Origin of the sequence: Amycolatopsis solani, assembly GCF_033441515.1 — a bacterium.
Classification (GTDB): Bacteria; Actinomycetota; Actinomycetes; order Mycobacteriales; family Pseudonocardiaceae; genus Amycolatopsis; species Amycolatopsis solani.
The window spans coordinates 1,905,082-1,925,038 of record NZ_JAWQJT010000001.1; the positions used below are offsets into that span (position 1 = coordinate 1,905,082).

Here is a 19,957-nt window from a genome sequence, read left to right on the forward strand (position 1 = left end):
GGGACGGCGGGCACCCGCTTGGCTCTGCGGCATGACTGCCGAGCTGCTGCGGCCCGCCGCCGCCGAATTCCTCCGGGTCGCCACCGCCGTCACCGACCTGGGCGCGCCGACGCCGTGCGCCGGGTACGACGTCCGCGGGCTGCTCAACCACCTCCTCTACTGGGGCCCGTGGCTGCTGGCCGCGGGGCGGCGCGAGGACCCGCCGCCCGGTGGCGCCGAGGCGGAGGCGGGGCTGGTCGGCGAAGACTGGCGCGCGGCGCTGGAGAAACAGACGGAGACGCTCGTGGACGTCTTCGGGACGCCGTCGGCGTGGACGGGCGCGACGGCGCTGGGGACGACCCGGCTGCCCGCCTCGGTGGTCGGCGACATGGTGCTGGGCGAGTTCGTGCTGCACGGCTGGGACCTGGCCCTGGCGAGCGGCCAGGAGCTCGCCTGTGCCCCCGAAGCGGCGACGGCGGTGTACGAGTCCGCGGTGCTGATGGGCGAGCAGGCGCGCTCGATGGGTGTCTACGGCCCCGAGGTGGCGGTGCCGGCGGCCGCGTCGGCTTTGGACCGGGCGCTGGGCGCCTCGGGCCGCGACCCGTCCTGGCGGTCCTGAGCTCGCGGCGAGCAGGTGCGTGGGCAGCCGTCGCACTCCGACTCGGCCGGGAGCAGGTAGGAGAAGCAGCAGCTCTCGCGGCGTCGCGTCCACTCGCGGTGGCCGTCGGGGCCCTCCGTCAGGCGCAACGTCGACGCCGACGTCAGCGGCGGGTAGCGGGCGTCGAGGACCAGCGCCGCGTCGGCGACGCCCGCGCCTTCCGCTTCCGGGGTGCCGCCCTGGCGGCCCGCCCACCAGAGCGAGTTCTCCAGGGCGTCGGTCGCCGCCGCCCAGAGCATCCGGCGGCCGAGCCCGCTGACCGGCGCGTACGCCTGGACGAACTGGGCCGCGTGGGCCAGGTAGCGGGCCCGCAGGACCGCCGCCAGCGCGTGCTCGTCGCGCACCACTGTGGCCTCCGGGCGGGCCGAGCCCGGATCCGTCGGCAGGCAGTGGAAGGCGTCACCCAGCACGGCCATGCCGTCGGGGTGCGGGCGGTCGTCGGCCAGCCGGAACGCCAGCTCCGCCGGCTTGAGCGACGGCACCCGGCGCTCGTGGTGCAGCAGCAGCGCGCCGACGTACGCCGGGACGTGCAGGTACCACGTCATCACCCAGCTGGCCGTGGTCCGCGACGGCGTCGCGTCGTGCTCGCGCAGCAGCCAGTCGCCCAGGAGGCCGCGCCATTCGGCGAAGTACGCGGGCGTCTCCAGCAGCTCCGAGCAGCGGATCCAGCCCGCCGGGACGTCGCGGCGCAGCTCGGTGCGGTCCTGCCGGCCGGAGACCCGCCGCAACGACGACGCGAGGCCGTCTCCGACCTCGCGTGCGTCACGGAAGGACCGCTGCTGGTTCAACCGCGGCCCTCCTCGAAGCCGTAGTGGATTAGGCGTGCCTAACCTTACAGGCAGACGGCGGCTGCGCCAATCGGGTGGCGGGGTGATCCGGCACTCCCAGGTTGCGGACTGTTCGCGGTGAGCGGACACCGCGCGGATGGCGGAATCCGGATGGCCGTCCGCACGTTGGGCTTGACGTAAAGGTGCAGGGCAACATGAAGATGGAAGCGCCCGGGAGATGCCACGTCCGGGTGCGGAAAAGGCCACTGTCCGCCGTAGTGGTACGCCAGCGCGACCACATGGCTACTAGAGTGGTCTCACGGTGCTGAATCCATCGCGGTGAAAGCACGATGGAAACGGGCCGCCGGCGCAGCAGTCGAGGGAGTGCACATGTTTGAGAGGTTCACCGACCGCGCGAGGCGGGTGGTCGTTCTGGCTCAAGAAGAAGCCAGGATGCTCAACCACAACTACATCGGCACCGAGCACATCCTCCTGGGTCTGATCCACGAGGGTGAGGGTGTCGCCGCCAAGGCGCTGGAGTCGCTGGGCATCGCCCTGGAGGGCGTGCGCCAGCAGGTCGAAGAGATCATCGGCCAGGGCCAGCAGGCGCCGAGCGGGCACATCCCGTTCACGCCGCGCGCCAAGAAGGTGCTGGAGCTGTCGCTGCGCGAAGCGCTGCAGCTCGGCCACAACTACATCGGCACCGAGCACATCCTGCTGGGCCTGATCCGCGAGGGCGAAGGCGTCGCCGCGCAGGTGCTGGTCAAGCTGGGTGCGGACCTCAACCGGGTCCGCCAGCAGGTGCTGCAGCTGCTCTCGGGCTACCAGGGCGGCAAGGAGTCCACCGAAACCGGTTCCGGTCGCGGTGAGGGCACCCCGTCGTCGTCGCTGGTGCTGGACCAGTTCGGCCGCAACATGACCGTGCTCGCCCGCGAGGGCAAGCTCGACCCGGTCATCGGGCGCGGCAAGGAGATCGAGCGGGTCATGCAGGTGCTGTCCCGCCGGACCAAGAACAACCCGGTGCTCATCGGCGAGCCCGGCGTCGGCAAGACCGCCGTCGTCGAGGGCCTCGCGCAGAGCATCGTCAAGGGCGAGGTGCCCGAGACGCTCAAGGACAAGCAGCTCTACACGCTGGACCTGGGCTCCCTGGTCGCCGGCTCCCGCTACCGCGGTGACTTCGAAGAGCGCCTGAAGAAGGTGCTCAAGGAGATCAAGACCCGCGGCGACATCATCCTGTTCATCGACGAGCTGCACACGCTGGTCGGGGCGGGTGCCGCCGAGGGCGCGATCGACGCGGCTTCGATCCTGAAGCCGATGCTCGCCCGCGGTGAGCTGCAGACGATCGGCGCGACCACGCTCGAGGAGTACCGCAAGTACATCGAGAAGGACGCCGCCCTCGAGCGCCGGTTCCAGCCGATCCAGGTCGGCGAGCCGTCGCTGGAGCACACGATCGAGATCCTCAAGGGCCTGCGCGACCGGTACGAGGCGCACCACCGCGTCTCGATCACCGACTCGGCGCTGGTCGCCGCCGCGACCCTGGCGGACCGGTACATCAACGACCGGTTCCTCCCGGACAAGGCGATCGACCTGATCGACGAGGCCGGCGCCCGGATGCGCATCCGCCGGATGACCGCGCCGCCGGACCTGCGCGAGTTCGACGAGAAGATCGCGAACGTCCGCCGCGACAAGGAGTCCGCGATCGACGCGCAGGACTTCGAGCGGGCCGCCCGCCTGCGTGACGAGGAGAAGACCCTCCTCGGCCAGAAGGGCGAGCGGGAGAAGCAGTGGAAGGACGGCGACCTCGACGTCGTCGCCGAGGTCGACGACGAGCAGATCGCGGAGGTGCTGGCCAACTGGACCGGCATCCCGGTGTTCAAGCTGACCGAGGAGGAGACCACCCGGCTGCTGCGCATGGAGGACGAACTCCACAAGCGCATCATCGGCCAGGAGGACGCGGTCAAGGCCGTCTCGCAGGCGATCCGCCGTACGCGTGCCGGTCTGAAGGACCCGAAGCGCCCGTCGGGCTCGTTCATCTTCGCCGGCCCGTCCGGTGTCGGTAAGACCGAGCTGTCGAAGGCGCTGGCGGCGTTCCTGTTCGGCGAGGACGACGCGCTCATCCAGATCGACATGGGCGAGTTCCACGACCGCTACACCGCTTCGCGGCTCTTCGGTGCCCCTCCGGGCTACGTCGGCTACGAAGAGGGCGGCCAGCTGACGGAGAAGGTGCGTCGCAAGCCGTTCTCGGTGGTCCTGTTCGACGAGATCGAGAAGGCGCACCAGGAGATCTACAACACGCTCCTGCAGGTGCTGGAAGACGGCCGCCTGACCGACGGTCAGGGTCGCACGGTCGACTTCAAGAACACGGTCCTCATCTTCACGTCCAACCTGGGCACGTCGGACATCTCGAAGTCCGTCTCGCTCGGGTTCGCCGGGTCCAACGACACCGGCACCCGGTACGAGAAGATGAAGCAAAAGGTCAACGAGGAAATGAAGAAGCATTTCCGCCCGGAGTTCCTGAACCGGATCGATGACATCATCGTGTTCCACCAGCTCACGCAGGACCAGATCATCCAGATGGTCGACCTGATGATCGGGCGCGTGGAGAAGCAGCTCAAGGCCAAGGACATGGAGCTGGAGCTCACGGCGAAGGCCAAGTCCCTGCTGGCCAAGCGCGGCTTCGACCCGGTGCTCGGCGCGCGGCCGCTGCGCCGCACGATCCAGCGCGAGATCGAGGACCAGCTGTCGGAGAAGATCCTCTTCGGCGAGGTCGAGGCCGGCCAGATCATCCTGGTCGACGTCGAAGGCTGGAGCGGCAACCCGGAGGACAAGGACGACCAGGCGAAGTTCACCTTCCGCGGTGAGCGCCGTCCGTCCTCGATCCCGGACGCCCCGCCGGTGAGCATCGGCGCGGGCCACGAGGAGCAGGGCGGCGAAGCCGAAGGCGAGTGATCGGCTGAGCTAGCACGTAGGAAGGGCGGTTTCCCCGGATTCGGGGGAGCCGCCCTTCTCGCGTGTCTGGCGCAATGACGCCATAAGGGAAGCGTTATAGTTGCTGGTTGGATTGGTAGATCTAGCTACGCGACGAGGTTGGCCGGGTGCAGGGTTCGAGGCTGCACAACCTGAAAGAGCTGAGGCCGGCCTCCGCGGGCAGCAGCGAGATCAGGATCCTTTTCGCCTTCGACCCCGTCCGGCGCGCGGTGCTCCTGGTCGCCGGCGATGAACACCTGAGCCATGGAGAGGGGCTGACGCCATGAGCCGGTCCTGGAAGGACGTGAAGGCGGACAAAGCCGCCATCGATCGGGACGCCGGCCGGGACGTCGAGGGGGCTCGTGCCGCGGCGCGCGAAGCCACCGAGGCGTACGTGCTCGGGTTCCGCCTGGCTCAGCTCCGCGAGGACGCCGGCATCAGCCAGACCGAACTCGCCCGGCGGATGGGGGTGAGCCAGCCGAGGATCAGCCAGCTCGAGCAGGGCGACCCCGGACAGATGGAGCTGGACACCCTTCGGCGCTACATCACGGCTCTCGGCGGCCGGCTGCGGGTCGTCGCGGACTTCGACGATCACGACGTCACCGTCTCGGCCGCCGAACGCGGGTCTGCCGCGCCGGAGGCGTCTCGAAGCGCGTGAGACGATGCCCGCGGGCCTTGGGAGGGGAATCCGCGTGGATGTGCTGGCGATCGACTTCGGGACTTCCAGCACCGTCGGGGTGCTCTCCGCCGCCGGGCGGGCGCCGCGGGCGGTTGAGGTCGACGGGTCCGTCACCATGGCCTCCGCCGTTTTCCTCAACGATGACGGCCTGCTCGTCGTCGGCCGGGAAGCCGAGCGGCGGGCTCGGCTCGATCCCAGCCGGTTCGAACCCAACCCCAAGCGCCGCATCGGGGAAGGTTCGCTGCGGCTCGGGGACACCGATGTCCCGGTTGCCGAGGCCTTCGCCGCCGTGCTGCGGCGGTTGCGGGAGGAAGCCGAACGGCAGCTGCAGCGGCCCGCCGCGCAGACGCGGATCTCGCACCCCGCCGGGTGGGGCGCTGCGCGCCAAGACGTTATTCGCGCCGCCGCGGGCGAAGCCGGGCTCGCCGATGTGCGGCTGGTGCCCGAACCCGTGGCCGCCGCCGCGCACTACGCCAGTCTCGGGAACTCCGGGCGGGGGCCGATCGGGGTTTACGACCTCGGGGCCGGCACCTTCGACTGCGCCGTCGTCGGTGTGCACCGCCACGGGTTCGCCGTGCTCGCCGAGGACGGGCTGCCCGATCTCGGGAGCCTCGACATCGACCAGGCGCTGCTCGTGCACATCGGGCGCGCGGTGTCGCACGCCGATCCCGCGCAGTGGCAACGGCTGCTGCGCCCGCGGACCACCGCCGACCGGCGGACGCGGCGGGCGCTCCTCCAGGACGTCCGTGACGCCAAGGAAAGCCTCTCGCGGCACGCGCAGACCCACGTCCCCATGCCCGAGCCGTTCGGGGACGTCCTCGTCAGCCGCGACGAGCTCGAGGCGCTCGTGCGGCCCAGCCTGCTGCGCAGCGCCGAACTGCTCGCGACGACGATCCGCCGCGCCGGGCTCGCACCCCAGCAGCTCGCCGGGATCCACCTCGTCGGCGGGCCGAGCCGGATGCCGTTGCTGGCCACGCTGCTCGGGCGGCAGCTCGGCGTCACCCCGACCACGCAGGACCAGCCGGAGACAGCCGTCGCCTTCGGGTTGCACCACGTTCCGCTCGACACCCCGGACCTCACCGTGCCCGCCTTCGCCCCGGTCCGGCCGCCGGTTCAGCCGCCGCGGCCGCAGCCGTGGCAGCAGCAGGCCGTCCGGCCGCCGCGCCCGAGGTGGTGAGCCCGGCTCACCAGGCCTGCTCGAACCGCATGCCCTTGCCGTAGTAGTCGTCGTCCGGCACCGGCCCGGACGGCGGTGCCGCGGCGGCCGGGGCCTCCGTGGACCGGTCCTTGAGCACGGCGTCGTCCGGCTCCGGCTGAGGCGCGGCCGGCGGGGCGGCGGGAGGCGCGGGCTCGAACTGGACGCGCCAGCGCAGCCGGTCCATCAGGTAACCGCCGCTGCCCAGCGGCGCCAGCAACTGCCCCGTCCGCTTCGCCGACTCCCGTTGCGCGGAAACGTACGTCCGCAGGACGGCGTCCGCGATCTCCGCGGGCGACATCCCCGAGACGGCGTCGGTGAGCTGCAGCCGGGTCAGCACGCCGTCGGTGTTGACCGACAGCGAAACCGCGCCGTCGCCGGATGTCGCCGTCGCCGACAGCGCCGAAAGCTCGGCCAGCAGGGCATCGCGGTCCGGACGGTCAGCCATCCAGCCTCCCGGCGTGCGTCGCGCCGCTGGACACCTGGCCGTCGGGCGCGATGTCGACGTTCGCGTCCCGGACGTTCTTCTCGGTCTGCCGCGAAGTGTGGTCGGTCTCGAAGTTCGACGGGTCGAAGCTCGAACCCGGGCTGACGTCCGGCGCGTCGGGGATCGTCGGCATGTCGACGGCTTCGTCGCCGATGCGGTTCGCCAGCGTCGTCGCCGCGTCTTCGGCGCCGGCGCGGATCTTGCCCGCGCTGTCGGCGAAGCTCTGGTACAGGTCGAAGGCGTTGTCGCCGGTGATCTCCGCCTGGTTGGCCACCACGGCGGTGATCGCGCCGCCGGCGGCGTTCCCGGCGATGAGCGCGCCGTTGGCCGCGGTGAACACCGTCGCGCCCGCCACCGCGGCCGTGCCGGCGGTCGCCACGGTGAGCAGCCCGGTCACGGCGCCCGCGAACGTCGCCGCCAGCACCTTCGACATCGCTGCTTCGCGCTGGCGCTCCTGCGCCTTCTGGTAGTCCTCGGCCGTCTGCTTGAACGTGGAGCCGAGGTTGTTCAGGTCCTGCCGGGCCGACGCGATCGCTTCGCGCGCCGCGACGATGTCGCTCTCCAGCACGGTGATCTTGGTTTCGACCTCGGTGAAGGCGTCCGCGAGCTCGTTCAGGTACGCCTTGACGGCGTTCGCCGCGGAGCCGCGCCAGACGTCGAGGAACTGCCGGGCGTCGTCGAGCTTCGGCTTCGAGTCGCGCTGCAGCGCCTTCCAGACGCCGTCGTGCTTCATGATCAGGCTCTGCAGGCCCGACGCCGACTCGTGGTCGATGTCGGCGTCGGAGAACTCGCGGTAGATGCCGGCGGTGTCGTCCTGCATCTGCTTGAACCCGGCCTCGTTGCTGCCCACGCCGAAGATCCAGTCGGTCATCCGCAGGATCTCGAGCGCGTCGAGCGCGTCGGTCGCGCCCTCCTTCAGGTCCTCGGAGATGCCCTCCAGGAGTTCCGCGCGGCGGTCGTCGCCACCGGACATCGGCTGGGCGTCGAGTCCCGAGTCGAAGTAGCCGTCCACGTCAGTTCCCCTCCAGTCCGGCGGCCGCGCGGTTGACGCGCTGCTTCGAGTCTTCGTCGGCCTTCTCGTACAGCTCCGCGACCCGCAGCAGCGCGTGGCTGGTGTCGGCGGTCGTCTGGTGCAGCTGCGCGACCAGCTTCTGGACCTTCGCCAGGTGGTCGTTGTAGGCCTTCGCGACGGCCGGCATGCCGAGCGTGCGGCCGAAGGCGTTGTCCGCGGGGATCATCCCGGCGATGCCGCCGAAGAGCCCGCCGCCGCCTGAGTTGACCGGGACATCGGTGCCGCGCAAGCCGTTCGACGCGGTTTCGGCGGCGTCGGCCGCGCCCTGCAGAGCACTGGCCGAATCCCGCAGGTCCTGCAGGTCGGTCTCGAATCCGATCATGCGGACATGTAAACACCGTTCGCTCGCCCGTCCGGGGGATTCGGCGGCGGTGTGCCCCAGATCACGAACGCGCCTCCGTACCGCCGAACGGGCGAATTTCGTCCCTGCGCCGGGTGCTCGGCGCTCTTACCAGCATGAGTACCGCGACGAAGCCCCGGCCGAAGACCGTGCGGAGGCAGCTGCGCGAGGCGAAACGCTTTTCCTGGACCGGGTTCGCCGTCACGGTCGCGGCGTCGCTGCTCGGCACGCTCGTCCCGGCCGCGATCGGCGCCGGGCCGGGCGCGACGCTGATTTCGACGCTGGTGGTCACCGTGCTGGCGGCGGGCGGGTTCACCGCCAAGGACGGCGCCGCCCGCGGCATCAAGGCGATCGCGATCGTGCTGCTGGCCGCGGGCGCGCTGGTGCTGACGGTGACCGGGGTGACCGTGCTCGACCTCGTGCGCGGGAAGCCGGCGACGTTCCCGGTGGTGCCGGACACGGCCGCCGAGGCCAAGGTCGTCGTCCCGGAGTCGGTCGCCTGCGGCACGACCCCGGTGCGCACGACGACGACCTGCACGGTGGCCGTCCGCAGCGTCGGCGCGGGCGCGCTGCGCGTGAGCGGAATCGAGCTGGACAGCACGGACTTCGCGGTGGACGCGAAGGGCTGCGTGGACCAGGACATCGCGCCGGGCCGCCGGTGCACGCTGGTGGTCAGCTTCACGCCGGCGTGGCGCGGCGACCGGGTCGCCGACCTGACCGTGCACCACAACGTCCCCGGGCCGGCGTCGTTCGTGGAGCTCACCGGCCGCGGCGGTTAGTGCTCCGCGCCCGCGCTGACCACCAGGTCGACGGTCGTCTTCAGCGCTGTGTCCGCCAGTACCGCCAGCGCCTCGGCCATCCGGTCCACGCCGAGCGACGGCGCCTGCTTGCCCGACGCCGCGACCTGCTCCGGGCTGAACGGCACGTGCACGAAACCGCCGCGCACGCCGGGGAACTCGGTGGCCAGCAGGTGCATGAGGCCGTAGAAGACCTGGTTGCACACGTAGGTCCCGGCCGTGTGGGACACCGACGCCGGCACGCCCGCCGCGCGGACCGCCGCCACGCAGGCCTTCACCGGCAGCGTCGAGAAGTAGGCCGTGGGGCCGTCCGGGACCACCGGGACGTCGACCGGCTGCGCGCCCGCGTTGTCGGGGATGCGGGCGTCGATCAGGTTGATCGCGACCCGTTCCGGCGTGACGTCGGACCGCCCGCCGGCCTGGCCGACGCACACCACGAGCGACGGCCGGTGCGCCACGACCGCGGCTCGCAGCGCCGGCAGCGACGCGGCGAACTCGCACGGCAGCTCGACCGCGGCGACGTCGTCCCGGCGTCCGCCGAGCCGGGAAACCGCCTGCCACGAGGGGTTCACCGGCTCACCGCCGAACGGCGCGAACCCCGTCATCAGCACCTCGGCCATGCCACCTCCGAAAAGTCGTGAAGGCCACCTCGAGGAACTCTACGTTCCTCGAGGTGGCCTTCACGAAATGCGGGTCAGGCGGCGGGCTTGAGGCCGCCCGGGTACAGGTACTGGTCGGCGGGCTTGCCGGTGCCGTACACCCACGCGTCGAAGAACCCCTGGAGGTTCTTGTGCGCGACGGTTTCGGTGTAGCGCTGGAACTGCTGCATGCTCGCGTTCCCGTCGCGGTGCAGTGACGGCCAGGTCTTCAGGACCCGGGAAAACGCCTGCTCACCGACGTAGTTGCGCAGCGCGTGCAGCATCATCGGGCCCTTCGAGTACACGTACGTGAACTCGTTGCCTTGGCCCATGTCGTAGAGCTTGCCGTTCCAGAACGCCGTCGACGCCTTCTTGACGTCGTCCGCGTACTGCTTGTTGAGGTCGACGCCTTCCTTGCCTTCGTCCCACAGCCACGTGGCGTAGGAGGCGAAGCACTCGTTGAGGCAGACGTCCTTCCAGTGCGCGACCGCCACCGAGTCGCCGTACCACTGGTGGGCGTTCTCGTGGACGATCGTCGGCACCGTGCCGGCCCAGCCCGCGGAGTAGATCGGCCGGCTCATCGTCTCCAGCGAGAAGCCGATCTGCTCGTTGAGGAAGATGCCGCCGGCGGCGTCGATGGGGTACTTGCCGAACTTCGACTCGAGGAAGTCGAGGATCTCCGGCAGCCGCGCCTCGGCCTGCTTCGTCGAGTCGGGCACGCCGGGGGCGAACGCGCTGACGATCGGCGTGCCGTCCTTGCGGGTCTGGCGGTCGAAGGTCCACTTGTCGATCGCGACCGTCGTCATGTACGGCACGATCGGCGTTTCCTCGGCCCAGACGTGCGTGGTGCCGCCCGGTGCCTTGAAGGACGGCTTCTCGCGGCCGTTGGCGATCACGCCCCACTCGTCCGGCACGGTGATGGCCAGGTGGAAGGTGGCCTTGTCGAGCGGGGTGTCGTTGACCGGGTACCAGGTGGTCGCCGACCGCGGCTCGCCGGCGACGAACGCGCCGCCCGCCTGGGCGTACTGCCAGCCGTTGTTGCCGAGCGCCGGGTCGCTGATCGGCGCGGGTTCGCCGTGGTAAGCGATCTTGACCTGGAAGTTCTGGCCGCGCCGCAGCGCCCGCGACGGCGTGATGACCAGTTCGTGGTCGCCGGTCCGGCTGAACTTCGCGTCCCGGCCGTCGACCTTCACCGAGTCGACCGTCAGGCCCTTGAAGTCCAGGTCGAACGAGCTGAGCGACTGCGTCGCCCGCGCGGCGATGTCCTGGTTCCCGGTGAGCTGGTGCGACGCCGGGTCGTAGGTGACCTTGAGGTTGTAGTCGGCGACGTCGTAGCCGCCGTTGCCGTCCTGCGGGTAGTAGCTGTCCCCGGCGCCGTCGCTGCCGGGCTTCGCCGGGCCCCAGCCGTCGCCCGCCGCGGCGACGCCGGTGCCGAGGCAGAGGCTGGCGACCACGGCGGCCGCGACCACGGCCGGTTTCTGACCCCTCATGAACGCTCCTGTCCTACTCGGGTGACCTCGGACGCAACGTAGTGGCAAGATCACCTACGCTCGGGGGTTGCGTCGCATTTGTCCGGATAATCAGCACTTCCGTCGGCCTCTTCGTGCCCGTCCGGCCCGGGGTCGCCCGGCCGTCTGGAAAGCTGGACACATGCGCGTTGCGCTGCTGGGCCCGCTGCGTGCGGCGGAAGACGACGGCACCCCGATCGACATCGGCGGCGCGCGCCTCCGCATGCTCCTGGCCCGGCTCGCGCTGGACGCCGGGCGCGCGGTCCCGGCCGACGCGCTCGTCGACGGCCTGTGGGGCGGCGAACCGCCGTCCGACGCGGCCAACGCCCTGCAGTCGCTGGTTTCGCGGCTGCGGAAGGCCTTGCCGGTGCCGGTCGAATCCGGGCCGGGCGGCTACCGGCTGGCCCTCGCGCGGGACGACGTCGACGCGGAGCGGTTCGAACGGCTCGCCGCCGACGGCCGCCGCGAGCTGGCCGCGGGCCGGGACGGCTACGCGGCCGAGCTGCTCGCCGAGGCGCTCGGGCTGTGGCACGGGGAAGCGCTCGCCGACGTCCTCGACGCGCCCTTCGCGGCGGCACCCGCGCGGCGGCTCGCCGGGCTGCGGGCCGAGGCAGCCGAAGACCGGTTCGAAGCCCTGATCCGGCTGGGCGAGCACGCCGGCGTGCTCGCCGACCTCACCGCCGCGGCCGAGGCCGACCCGCTGCGCGAACGGCTCGCCGGGCTGCGGATGCGGGCGCTCTGCGCGGCCGGGCGGCAGTCCGAAGCGCTGTCGGTGTACGCCGGGATCCGCCGCACGCTGGCCGACCAGCTCGGCGTCGACCCGTCGGCCGAGCTGCAGGAGATCCACGTCGCCGCGTTGCGGGGCGAGCTCGCGCCGCCGTCGCCGGTGGCCGACCGGCTGCCGACCCGGCTGACGACGTTCATCGGCCGCGACGACGAGCTCAAGCTGCTGGCCGAGCTGCTCGGCGGCGCCCGGCTGGTCACCCTGACCGGGCCGGGCGGCGCGGGCAAGACGCGGCTGGCCACCGAAGCGGCGTCCCGGCACCCGGCGCAGCAGCGCGGCCGCGTCTGGTTCGCCGCGCTGGCCGGCGTCCGCGACCCGGACGACCTCGGCGGCGCGTTGCTGAGCGCGCTGGAGGTCCGCGACATCCGCAGCACCGACGCCGAGATCCGCCGTCCGCTGGACCCGCTCGACCAGGCCGTTGAAGTGCTCGGTGGCGCGGAAGCGCTGCTGGTGCTGGACAACTGCGAGCACGTCGTCGACGCCGCCGCGAGGCTGGCCGGCGAGCTGCTCCAGCGCGCGCCGCGGCTGCGGATCCTGGCCACCAGCCGCGAGCCGCTCGCCATCACCGGCGAAGCGCTGTGCCCGCTCGGCCCGCTGCCGGTGCCCGCCGAACGCGCCGCGCCCGCGGAGGCCGCCGAGCTCGACTCGACCCGGCTGTTCCTCGACCGGGCCGCCGCCGTCCGCCCCGACTTCGCGCTCGACGAGTCCACTGTGGACTCGGTCGGCGAGATCTGCCGCCGGCTCGACGGGATGCCGCTGGCGCTGGAACTGGCCGCGGCCCGGCTGCGCTCGATGACCGTGGCCCAGATCGCCGGGCGGCTCGGCGACCGGTTCCGGCTGCTCACCTCGGGCAGCCGCACGGCGTTGCCCCGGCAGCGGACGCTGCGCGCGGTCGTCGAGTGGAGCTGGGACCTGCTGACCGAGGCCGAGCTGGTGCTGGCCCGGCGGCTTTCGGTGTTCGCCGGCGGGGCCGAGCTGGAGCCGGTCGAGGCTGTCTGCGCGGACGAGCTGCTGCCCGCGGCCGACGTCCCGTACGTGCTCGGGAGCCTGGTCGAGAAGTCCATTGTGGACACGGTCGAGGGCGCGTCCGGTGAGCGGCGGTACCGGATGCTCGAGACGTTGCGCGCCTACGCGACCGAGCGGCTGGTCGAGTCGGGCGAGCACGACCGGACGCGCCGCGCGATGGCTTCGTTCTACGCCGAGCTCGCGCAGCGGCTGGAGCCGACGTTGCGCACCGCCGAGCAGCTGCGCGCGATCGACCAGTACGAGGCCGAGAGCGCGAACATGGTCGGCGCGCTGCGCGGTGCGATCGAGACGTCCGATGTGGACAACGCGGTGGCGTTGCTGGACGGGATGTTCTGGTACTGGACCATCCTCGGCCAGGGCGGCCGGGTCGGCGGCCTGGTCCGCGAGACCCTCGACTTCGGCGACCGGCTGCCGCCCGCGGTCAGCGCGGCCTACCGGGCCCTCGTCTACCTGATGGACGCGATCCCGGTCCGCTCCGACCGGAACGAGATCCTCGAGCTGGTCGACGAGTGCGTGCGCACGGACGCGGTGGCGCGCTACCCCGGGCTCGCGGTGGCGCTGCCGATGCTGGCCTTCCTGGGCGGTGACCGCGAAATCGCCGTCCGCGAGGTCGGCCGGGCCGCGGCGAGCCCGGACACCTGGACCCGGGCCGGCGCGCACTGGGTGGAGAGCTTCCTGCTCGACGACGCCGGTGACGTCGCCGGCGCGGACCGCGCCCGCGACGAGGCGCACGCCGGGTTCGAGCAGGTCGGCGACCGCTGGGGCATCGCGATGACGTTGAGCTTCAAGGCGTACGCGCTGTCCCAGGACGGCGACAGCGCGAAGGCCATCGAGACCTACCAAGAAGGTCTGGCGCTGTCGATGGAGCTGCGCTCGTACGAGGACGCCGTGCAGCACTGGTGGCGGCTGGCCGTCGAGCGGGCGCGTACCGGTGACTTCGAAGGGGCGTGGCGCGACCAGGAAGCCGCGGAGCGCTACGGCGAAGACATCACGAACCTGCAGCACCGGGCGATCCTGATGTTCGGGCGGCTCGAACTGCTGCTGCGCACGGGCGAGCTGGCCGAGGCGCGGGCGCTGCTCGACCGCGTCACCGCGATGGGCGGCGACGACTGGTTCCCCGGCAGCATCGGCGACGAGTTCGTGCACGCCTTCGAGGCGCGGATCCTGCTGGTCCAGGGACTCGCCGACGAGGCGGAACCGCACGCCGTCATCGCGATCCGGGCGACGAACCGGCGGGGCGACATGCCGGACCTGGCGGGCGCGGTGGAACTGCTGGCGATGATCCGCGCGCAGCAAGGCAGGTACGAGACGGCGGCGAAGGTGCTGGCCGCGTCCGCCGTCATCCGCGGGCGGCTCGACCTCGGCAGCCCGGAGGTTCGCGCGCTCATCGAAGACCTGCGCGCCGCGCTCCCCGACTACGACGCCCGCTACGAAAACCTCCGCAAGCAGTCCAAACAGGACACGATCGCCTGGCTCCTCACTGAAACCGGTCGTGAGTGATAAGTCGGGTTCTAACCCGACTTATCACTCACGACCTCCCCTGGTGCGGAACACCCCCGTGCTTCCGCGCCCCTCACACCCGCCGGCGGTAGGCCCACGTGGCCAGCGGGAAGAACACCACGACGGCACCGGCCATCCAGGCCAGCGCGCCGGCCAGCGGCCCGGCGACCGCGCCGCCGTTCATCAGGCCGCGCAGCGCGTCCGCCATCAAGCTGACCGGGCTGATGTCGGCCCACGCCCGCAGCCAGCCGGGCATGGTCGACGTCTGCACGAACACGTTGCTGCCGAACGTCAGCGGCATGATGAAGACGAACATCAGCGCCTGCGCCGAGCCGGGCGTCTTCATCAGCATGCCGACGAACACCGAGCCCCAGCAGAAGCAGAGGCCGAACGCCAGCGCGAGCAGGATGGCCACGGCGAACTCGCCGGGGCTGGTCGCGATCCGGTAGCCCATCAGCGTCGCGACGACCATCAGCACCACCAGGCAGACCAGGTAGCGCACGACGTCGGCCAGCACGGCGCCGACCAGCGGTGCCGAACGCGCGATCGGCATGCTGCGGAACCGGTCGAACACGCCCTTGCTGACGTCGGTGTTGAGGTTCGTCCCGACGGTCAGGCACGCCTGCAGGATGTTCATCACGATGACGCCGGGCACGACCAGCTGCAGGTACGCGTCGGTCGAGCCGGACAGCGCGCCGCCGAACAGGTAGACGAAGACCACCAGGAAGACGATCGGCATCAGCGTCACGTCGGCGAGCTGCTCGGGGTTCTTGCGGATCTTCAGGATGCCGCGCCAGGCCAGCGAAAGCGAGTGCTGGAGGCCCTTGACGGGGCTGATGTGCCGCGGCGGGGCCGGGCGGTCGAGCGCCAGCGTCGTCATGCCAGGCTCCCTTCGAGGTCGCGGGTGGTGTCCTCGGTGGACGTTTCGGCGGCGTGCCCGGTGAGGGCGAGGAACACCTCGTCGAGGCTGGGCAGCCGCAGCGCCAGCTCGTCCGCGGTGATCCCGGCTTCGTCCAGCTTGCGGACCAGAGTGGACAGCAGGACCGGGTCGTTGACCGGGGCGGTGAGCAGCCCGGTCCCGGAGTCGCGGGTCGGCCGGACCCCGCTGAGGTCACCGAGGATCCGGTCGACGGCGTCCATGTCGGACAGTTGCGTCGGGCGCACCTGCAGCGTCTGCCCGCCGACGCGGCGCTTCAGCTCGTCGGCGCGGCCGTCGGCGACGACGCGGCCGTGGTCGAACACGGTGATCTTGTCGGCCAGCTGGTCGGCCTCCTCCAGGTACTGCGTGGTCAGCAGCACCGTCGCGCCCTCGGCGACGAGCCCGCGGACGACGTCCCAGACCTCGTTGCGGGCGTGCGGGTCGAGCCCGGTGGTCGGCTCGTCGAGGTAGAGCACCTCCGGGCCGCCGACGAGACTGGCCGCCAGGTCGATCCGCCGTCGCATGCCGCCCGAGTACGTCCGGATCGGCCGCTTGGCCGCCTTGGTCAGGTCGAACCGCTCGATCAGCTCGGCGGCCCGCTTCTTGGTGTGCGCTCGGGGCATCCCGTAGAGCCGTCCGATCAGGACCAGGTTCTCGGTGCCGTTCAGGTCCTCGTCGACCGACGCGTACTGCCCGGTCAGCCCGATCAGGCTGCGGACCCGGACCGGGTCCTTGACCACGTCGTAGCCCCCGACCGTGGCTCTGCCGGAATCCGGTTTCATCAGGGTGGCCAGGATCCGGACGGCGGTCGTCTTGCCGGCGCCGTTCGGCCCGAGCACGCCGACGACCTGGCCGAACGGGACTTCGAGGTCCACCCCGTCCAGCGCCTTGGTTTCCCCGAAGTGTTTGACCAGGCCCTCGGCCTGGATCGCGTGCGACATGGGCGTCCTCCTTCGCTGGTCGCGTTGTGGGCCTCACTGTGGACGCCGGCGCTGGTAGCCCGCGCACAGCGCGCTGGCAGGCGCTGGCAGCCACTGGTGGAGATCTTGTGGAGGAGTTGTCGGTGCCCGAGCCCTTCGTGGGCGGTCTCGGCATACTCGGCGTCATGGTGGTTGCGGAAGAGACGCGGTCGCGGCGGAAGAACCCGCTGGTCACAGCCCTGCTGGTGGTACCGGTCGTGCCGCTGGGCGGCCTGGCGGCGCTGCGCCTGATCGGCTTCGACGGCGACTGGTACACGCTGATCGCGCTGTCGCTGACGCCGTACGCGGCGGTCGCGGGCCTGGTCGTCGGCGGCTTGGCGCTGGCGCTGCGGCGCTGGTGGGTCGGCGGGGTCGCGCTGGTGCTGTCGATCGCGCTGGCCGTGCTCGTCGTGCCACGCCTGTCGGCGAGCGAGCAACGCGAAGTGCACGGCAAGACGCTGCGCGTGCTCTCGTCGAACCTGCTCTACGGCCAGGCGGACCCGAAGGCCGTCGTCGACCTGGTGCGCGAGCAGCGGATCGACGTGCTGAACCTGGTCGAGATGACGCCGCGGGTGGTCGACGGGCTGACCGCGGCCGGGCTCTTCCAGCTCCTGCCGCACCGCGTGCTGCACCCGGCACCGGGCGCGTTCGGCTCGGGGATCGTGTCGCGCTTCCCGCTGAAGGAGGTCAACCTGACCGGCGATTCGGCGGCCAAGCAGCCGGGCGCACAGGCTGATCTGGGTGACGGCGTCGTGGCGGAGATCGTCGCCGTCCACCCGATCTCCCCGGACGTCGACACCCCGCAGTGGGAGCGCGAGATGAAGGACCTCTCCCGTGCGGCGGGCGAGCACGGCCTGCGCATCCTGGCGGGCGACTTCAACGCGACCCTGGACCACGCGGCGTTCCGCACGGTGCTCTCCCGCGGCTACAACGACGCGGCGGAGGAGCGCGGCTCGGCACTGGCCCCGACGTGGCCGTCGTCGCTGCCGGTGGTGACGATCGACCACGTCGTCGTCGACAACCGCGCGGCGGTGCTGGACTACCGGGTGTTCGACGTCCCGGGCAGCGACCACCGGGCAGCGTTCGCCGAGGTCCGTTTGCCCTGACGCTCGTGAGTGTTTAGTCGGGTTAGAACCCGACTAAACACTCACGAGGGCTTGCAGGGTCTCGAGCGCGCCGGCCGCGATGGAGACGCCGCGGTGGTGGCGGATCTCGGGCTCGCGCGGGTTGACGCGGATCAGCGCGCCGGTCGCCGCGCTCGCGAGTTCGCTGTAGCGGCGGACCGTCGGGACCGCCTGGCCGGCGCCCAGCTCCACCACGACGAGGTCGCGCGCGGTGCGGCGCCACGCCGTCAGCTCGTCGAGCTGGGCCTGGCTGCGGTGCGGGACCCAGTCGTGGTCGCCGAACATCAGGATGTTGGGCCGGGCGAGGCCGCCGCAGCGCGGGCAAGACGGCAGCGGCGGTAGCGCGCGCATGGTGTCTTCGTCCAGTGCGACTTCCGCGTCGGCGGGCCAGATGTCGGTGGTGCAGCCGGCCAGGCACTGCAGGTGGTGGATCGAACCGTGCGCTTCGGCGACGTGCTCGAAGCCCGCCCGCTGGAACTGTCCGTCCACATTGGACGTGAAGACGCGGGTGCCGCCCGGTGGGTCGAGGTCGCGCAGCAGCCGGAACCCTTCGTGCGGCACGGTTTTCCGGTATAGCGAAAGCCGGTGCCCGTAGAAACCCCAGGCCAGTTCCGGGTCTTCGGCGAAGTGCCGCGGGTCGGCGAGCTCCTCGAACCGCAGCCCGAGCCGGGCGTACGGCGGGTACGCGCGCCAAAAGCCTTCGCCACCGCGGAAGTCCGGGAGGCCGGAGTCGACGCCCATGCCGGCGCCGGCGCAGATCAGGAGCGCGCCGGCGCCGTCGAGCAGCTTCGCGGCACGGGCGAGCTCACTCACCCGGCTGCGAACCGAGGACGACCTCGAACTCCAGGAGGTTGGCCCCGGTGGACACCGGCTTGGCCCGCTCGCCCGAGTGCGCCGCCGCGGCCGGGCCGCCCTTCGCCCAGGCCTGGTACGCCTCTTCCGTCTCCCACTTCGTGTACACGAAGTAGCGCGTCTCGCCGGAAACCGGGCGCAGCAGCTCGAACCCGAGGAACCCGGGCTGCTGGTCGACGGCGTGCATCCGCGCCGCGAACCGCTTCTCCAGCTCGGGGCCGGCACCTTCGGGAACTTCGATCGCGTTGATCTTCACGACACTCATGGGTGACAGCCTAGTTGGCTGCCGCCTGTGATCCGTGCCACTGTGAAACCCATGGGGAGCACCGAGCGGGATCTCGCCGCCGACTTGCAGCGCATCATCCGGGCGACCGCCGACTCCGTGACCGGGAGCGCGGGCAACGAGCTGATCGACCGCGTGACCGGGCACGTCGGGCCGCTGCCGGGCGTGGTGGTCGTGACCCGCAACTGGCCGATGTGGGAGCACGTGAACATCCAGTGCGGTGTCGACGCCTACCTCGCCGAGTTCGGCACCGACGTCGGCTGGTTCGGCATCGCGGGTGGCCAGCGCACGCACGAGGACCTGATCGGGATGCTCGTGATCGCGCGCAAGCAGGGCACGTTCGAGCTCGGCTCGGTCGACTACACGACGACGGCGACCGGCCCCGAAGACGCGACCGAGGCGGTGCAGCTCGGGCTCGTCGGCACGCGGGCGCCCGGCGGCGAGCCGGTGCTGCTCGCGATCCGCGGCGCGAACCAGCAGTGGGGGCAGATGGAGTGCCGGCTGGAGGTGCTGGCGACGTCGCGGGCGATCGCGACGGAGGTGCGTGACCGCGTCGAGCGCTCGATGGCCCGGCACGACGTGCTGCGCGGGCAGGTGCTGGCCTTCGGCGCCAGCGAGAACCGCGGCAACGACCTCCTGACGTTCTTGCCGCGGCCGACGCTGACCGGCGAGGAGGTGGTGCTCCCCGACGGCGTGCTCGACGCGATCGAGCGGCACACGGTCGGCATCGCCGAGCACGGCGAGCGGCTGCTGGCCGCCGGGCAGCACCTCAAGCGCGGCCTGCTCCTGCACGGCCCGCCCGGCACCGGCAAGACGCACACCGTCCGCTACCTGATGAGCCGCCTCCCGGACACCACGGTGATCATCCTGACCGGCACGGCGATGCGCTTCGTCGCCCGCGCGGCGGCGCTGGCCCGGCGGCTGCAGCCCAGCGTGGTCGTGGTGGAGGACGTCGACCTGATCGCCCAGGACCGCGGCATGGGCCCGGACGCGCACCCCTTGCTGTTCACCCTGCTCGACGCGATGGATGGCGTGGGCGGCGACGCCGACGTGACGTTCCTGCTCACGACGAACCGCGCGGGCGCGCTGGAGAAGGCGCTGGCCGACCGCCCGGGCCGGGTCGACCTGGCGGTGGAGATCCCGCTCCCGGACGCGGCGGGGCGGGAGGCACTGCTGCGGTTGTACGCGCGGGGGTTGAAGCTGACGGCGGATCTCGAGCCGATCGTGGCGGCGACGGAGGGGGTGACGGCGTCCTTTGCGAAGGAATTGCTGCGGCGGGCGTCGTTGCGGTCGCTGGCTTCGCGGCCGGAGGAGGACGTGGTGGTCGGGGACGAGGAGCTGACCACGGCGTTGCGGGAGATGCAGGACGCGCGGAGTGTCCTGACGCGGTCTTTGCTGGGCAGTTCAGCTGCGCAGTGAGCCC

The 19,957-nt window shown here is 71.6% G+C and carries 18 protein-coding genes and 1 pseudogene; 9 read left to right on the forward strand and 10 right to left on the reverse strand.

Annotated elements, in window-relative coordinates; genetic code table 11:
- Positions 1 to 31: 31 nt before the first annotated feature.
- Entirely contained in the window at positions 32 to 598 is a 567-nt protein-coding gene (locus SD460_RS09555) for a TIGR03086 family metal-binding protein (protein WP_290058631.1), read from the forward strand.
- Here SD460_RS09555 and SD460_RS09560 read toward each other — a convergent pair.
- Complete coding sequence (locus SD460_RS09560) at positions 508 to 1,425, reverse strand: (2Fe-2S)-binding protein (protein WP_318306078.1); 918 nt, start codon at positions 1,423 to 1,425, stop codon at positions 508 to 510. The genes SD460_RS09555 and SD460_RS09560 overlap by 91 nt on opposite strands.
- 369 nt (positions 1,426 to 1,794) lie before the next feature.
- On the opposite strand from SD460_RS09560, the gene SD460_RS09565 reads away from it, so the two are divergent.
- From SD460_RS09565 to SD460_RS09580, 4 genes and pseudogenes are all read left to right on the forward strand, one after another.
- The gene (locus SD460_RS09565; RefSeq protein WP_318306079.1) at positions 1,795 to 4,353 is read left to right on the forward strand and encodes an ATP-dependent Clp protease ATP-binding subunit; all 2,559 of its coding nucleotides are present in this window, start codon (positions 1,795 to 1,797) and stop codon (positions 4,351 to 4,353) included.
- A gap of 146 nt (positions 4,354 to 4,499) precedes the next feature.
- Positions 4,500 to 4,658 (forward strand): type II toxin-antitoxin system RelE/ParE family toxin, encoded by a 159-nt coding sequence (locus tag SD460_RS09570; RefSeq protein WP_438860658.1) that lies wholly within the window; start codon positions 4,500 to 4,502, stop codon positions 4,656 to 4,658.
- On the forward strand, positions 4,655 to 5,029 hold the full coding sequence (locus SD460_RS09575) for a helix-turn-helix domain-containing protein (protein ID WP_290058635.1): 375 nt from the start codon (positions 4,655 to 4,657) through the stop codon (positions 5,027 to 5,029). The genes SD460_RS09570 and SD460_RS09575 overlap by 4 nt, the downstream gene beginning before the upstream one ends.
- Positions 5,030 to 5,063: 34 nt before the next feature.
- A pseudogene (locus tag SD460_RS09580) lies at positions 5,064 to 6,215 on the forward strand (Hsp70 family protein); the annotation flags it as partial.
- 19 nt (positions 6,216 to 6,234) lie between these two features.
- Here the strand turns inward: SD460_RS09580 and SD460_RS09585 are convergent.
- From SD460_RS09585 to SD460_RS09595, 3 genes are read right to left on the reverse strand one after another with little or no spacing between them, the layout of a single operon-like run.
- Entirely contained in the window at positions 6,235 to 6,693 is a 459-nt protein-coding gene (locus tag SD460_RS09585; RefSeq protein ID WP_290058637.1) for a YbaB/EbfC family nucleoid-associated protein, read from the reverse strand.
- Complete coding sequence (locus SD460_RS09590; RefSeq protein WP_290058639.1) at positions 6,686 to 7,744, reverse strand: hypothetical protein; 1,059 nt, start codon at positions 7,742 to 7,744, stop codon at positions 6,686 to 6,688. The genes SD460_RS09585 and SD460_RS09590 overlap by 8 nt, the downstream gene beginning before the upstream one ends.
- Position 7,745: 1 nt before the next feature.
- Positions 7,746 to 8,126 carry a hypothetical protein gene (locus SD460_RS09595; protein ID WP_290058640.1) on the reverse strand — a complete coding sequence of 127 codons (381 nt, stop codon included), beginning with the start codon at positions 8,124 to 8,126 and terminating at the stop codon, positions 7,746 to 7,748.
- Between the two features lie 134 nt (positions 8,127 to 8,260).
- On the opposite strand from SD460_RS09595, the gene SD460_RS09600 reads away from it, so the two are divergent.
- Complete coding sequence (locus tag SD460_RS09600) at positions 8,261 to 8,923, forward strand: Ig-like domain-containing protein (protein ID WP_318306080.1); 663 nt, start codon at positions 8,261 to 8,263, stop codon at positions 8,921 to 8,923.
- Here the strand turns inward: SD460_RS09600 and pcp are convergent.
- Together pcp and SD460_RS09610 are read right to left on the reverse strand one after the other, a co-directional pair.
- Positions 8,920 to 9,561, reverse strand: a complete 642-nt coding sequence (gene pcp / locus SD460_RS09605) for a pyroglutamyl-peptidase I (RefSeq protein WP_290058644.1) — start codon at positions 9,559 to 9,561, stop codon at positions 8,920 to 8,922. The genes SD460_RS09600 and pcp overlap by 4 nt on opposite strands.
- 74 nt (positions 9,562 to 9,635) lie before the next feature.
- Entirely contained in the window at positions 9,636 to 11,069 is a 1,434-nt protein-coding gene (locus SD460_RS09610; RefSeq protein WP_290058645.1) for a M1 family metallopeptidase, read from the reverse strand.
- Between the two features lie 160 nt (positions 11,070 to 11,229).
- Here SD460_RS09610 and SD460_RS09615 point away from each other — a divergent pair, with 160 nt between their 5' ends.
- Entirely contained in the window at positions 11,230 to 14,397 is a 3,168-nt protein-coding gene (locus SD460_RS09615) for an AfsR/SARP family transcriptional regulator (RefSeq protein ID WP_318306081.1), read from the forward strand.
- Between the two features lie 73 nt (positions 14,398 to 14,470).
- Here the strand turns inward: SD460_RS09615 and SD460_RS09620 are convergent, their stop codons facing one another.
- Both SD460_RS09620 and SD460_RS09625 read right to left on the reverse strand, forming a co-directional pair.
- Positions 14,471 to 15,277, reverse strand: coding sequence for an ABC transporter permease (locus SD460_RS09620; protein ID WP_290060205.1), 807 nt, complete (start codon positions 15,275 to 15,277; stop codon positions 14,471 to 14,473).
- On the reverse strand, positions 15,274 to 16,257 hold the full coding sequence (locus tag SD460_RS09625) for an ATP-binding cassette domain-containing protein (RefSeq protein ID WP_290060204.1): 984 nt from the start codon (positions 16,255 to 16,257) through the stop codon (positions 15,274 to 15,276). Before SD460_RS09625 ends, SD460_RS09620 begins: the two co-directional genes overlap by 4 nt.
- Before the next feature lie 107 nt (positions 16,258 to 16,364).
- Here SD460_RS09625 and SD460_RS09630 point away from each other — a divergent pair, with 107 nt between their 5' ends.
- The gene (locus SD460_RS09630; protein WP_438860679.1) at positions 16,365 to 17,381 is read left to right on the forward strand and encodes an endonuclease/exonuclease/phosphatase family protein; all 1,017 of its coding nucleotides are present in this window, start codon (positions 16,365 to 16,367) and stop codon (positions 17,379 to 17,381) included.
- A 33-nt stretch (positions 17,382 to 17,414) separates the two neighbouring features.
- Here SD460_RS09630 and SD460_RS09635 read toward each other — a convergent pair whose 3' ends face one another.
- Positions 17,415 to 18,212, reverse strand: coding sequence for an SIR2 family NAD-dependent protein deacylase (locus tag SD460_RS09635; RefSeq protein ID WP_318306082.1), 798 nt, complete (start codon positions 18,210 to 18,212; stop codon positions 17,415 to 17,417).
- Positions 18,205 to 18,516, reverse strand: a complete 312-nt coding sequence (locus SD460_RS09640; RefSeq protein WP_086862154.1) for an antibiotic biosynthesis monooxygenase family protein — start codon at positions 18,514 to 18,516, stop codon at positions 18,205 to 18,207. The genes SD460_RS09635 and SD460_RS09640 overlap by 8 nt, the downstream gene beginning before the upstream one ends.
- Positions 18,517 to 18,567: 51 nt before the next feature.
- Between SD460_RS09640 and SD460_RS09645 the strand changes: the two genes are divergently transcribed.
- Entirely contained in the window at positions 18,568 to 19,953 is a 1,386-nt protein-coding gene (locus SD460_RS09645; RefSeq protein WP_290060196.1) for an AAA family ATPase, read from the forward strand.
- Positions 19,954 to 19,957 lie beyond the last annotated feature (4 nt).

What these genes read in the sequence shown, in the direction of transcription:
- SD460_RS09555 (WP_290058631.1), top strand. Translation starts at nt 32, where the DNA reads ATGACTGCCGAGCTGCTGCGGCCCGCCGCCGCCGAATTCCTCCGGGTC.
- SD460_RS09565 (WP_318306079.1), top strand. Translation starts at nt 1,795, where the DNA reads ATGTTTGAGAGGTTCACCGACCGCGCGAGGCGGGTGGTCGTTCTGGCT.
- SD460_RS09575 (WP_290058635.1), top strand. Translation starts at nt 4,655, where the DNA reads ATGAGCCGGTCCTGGAAGGACGTGAAGGCGGACAAAGCCGCCATCGAT.
- SD460_RS09585 (WP_290058637.1), bottom strand. Translation starts at nt 6,693, where the DNA reads ATGGCTGACCGTCCGGACCGCGATGCCCTGCTGGCCGAGCTTTCGGCG.
- SD460_RS09595 (WP_290058640.1), bottom strand. Translation starts at nt 8,126, where the DNA reads ATGATCGGATTCGAGACCGACCTGCAGGACCTGCGGGATTCGGCCAGT.
- SD460_RS09600 (WP_318306080.1), top strand. Translation starts at nt 8,261, where the DNA reads ATGAGTACCGCGACGAAGCCCCGGCCGAAGACCGTGCGGAGGCAGCTG.
- pcp (WP_290058644.1), bottom strand. Translation starts at nt 9,561, where the DNA reads ATGGCCGAGGTGCTGATGACGGGGTTCGCGCCGTTCGGCGGTGAGCCG.
- SD460_RS09610 (WP_290058645.1), bottom strand. Translation starts at nt 11,069, where the DNA reads ATGAGGGGTCAGAAACCGGCCGTGGTCGCGGCCGCCGTGGTCGCCAGC.
- SD460_RS09615 (WP_318306081.1), top strand. Translation starts at nt 11,230, where the DNA reads ATGCGCGTTGCGCTGCTGGGCCCGCTGCGTGCGGCGGAAGACGACGGC.
- SD460_RS09620 (WP_290060205.1), bottom strand. Translation starts at nt 15,277, where the DNA reads ATGACGACGCTGGCGCTCGACCGCCCGGCCCCGCCGCGGCACATCAGC.
- SD460_RS09625 (WP_290060204.1), bottom strand. Translation starts at nt 16,257, where the DNA reads ATGTCGCACGCGATCCAGGCCGAGGGCCTGGTCAAACACTTCGGGGAA.
- SD460_RS09640 (WP_086862154.1), bottom strand. Translation starts at nt 18,516, where the DNA reads ATGAGTGTCGTGAAGATCAACGCGATCGAAGTTCCCGAAGGTGCCGGC.
- SD460_RS09645 (WP_290060196.1), top strand. Translation starts at nt 18,568, where the DNA reads ATGGGGAGCACCGAGCGGGATCTCGCCGCCGACTTGCAGCGCATCATC.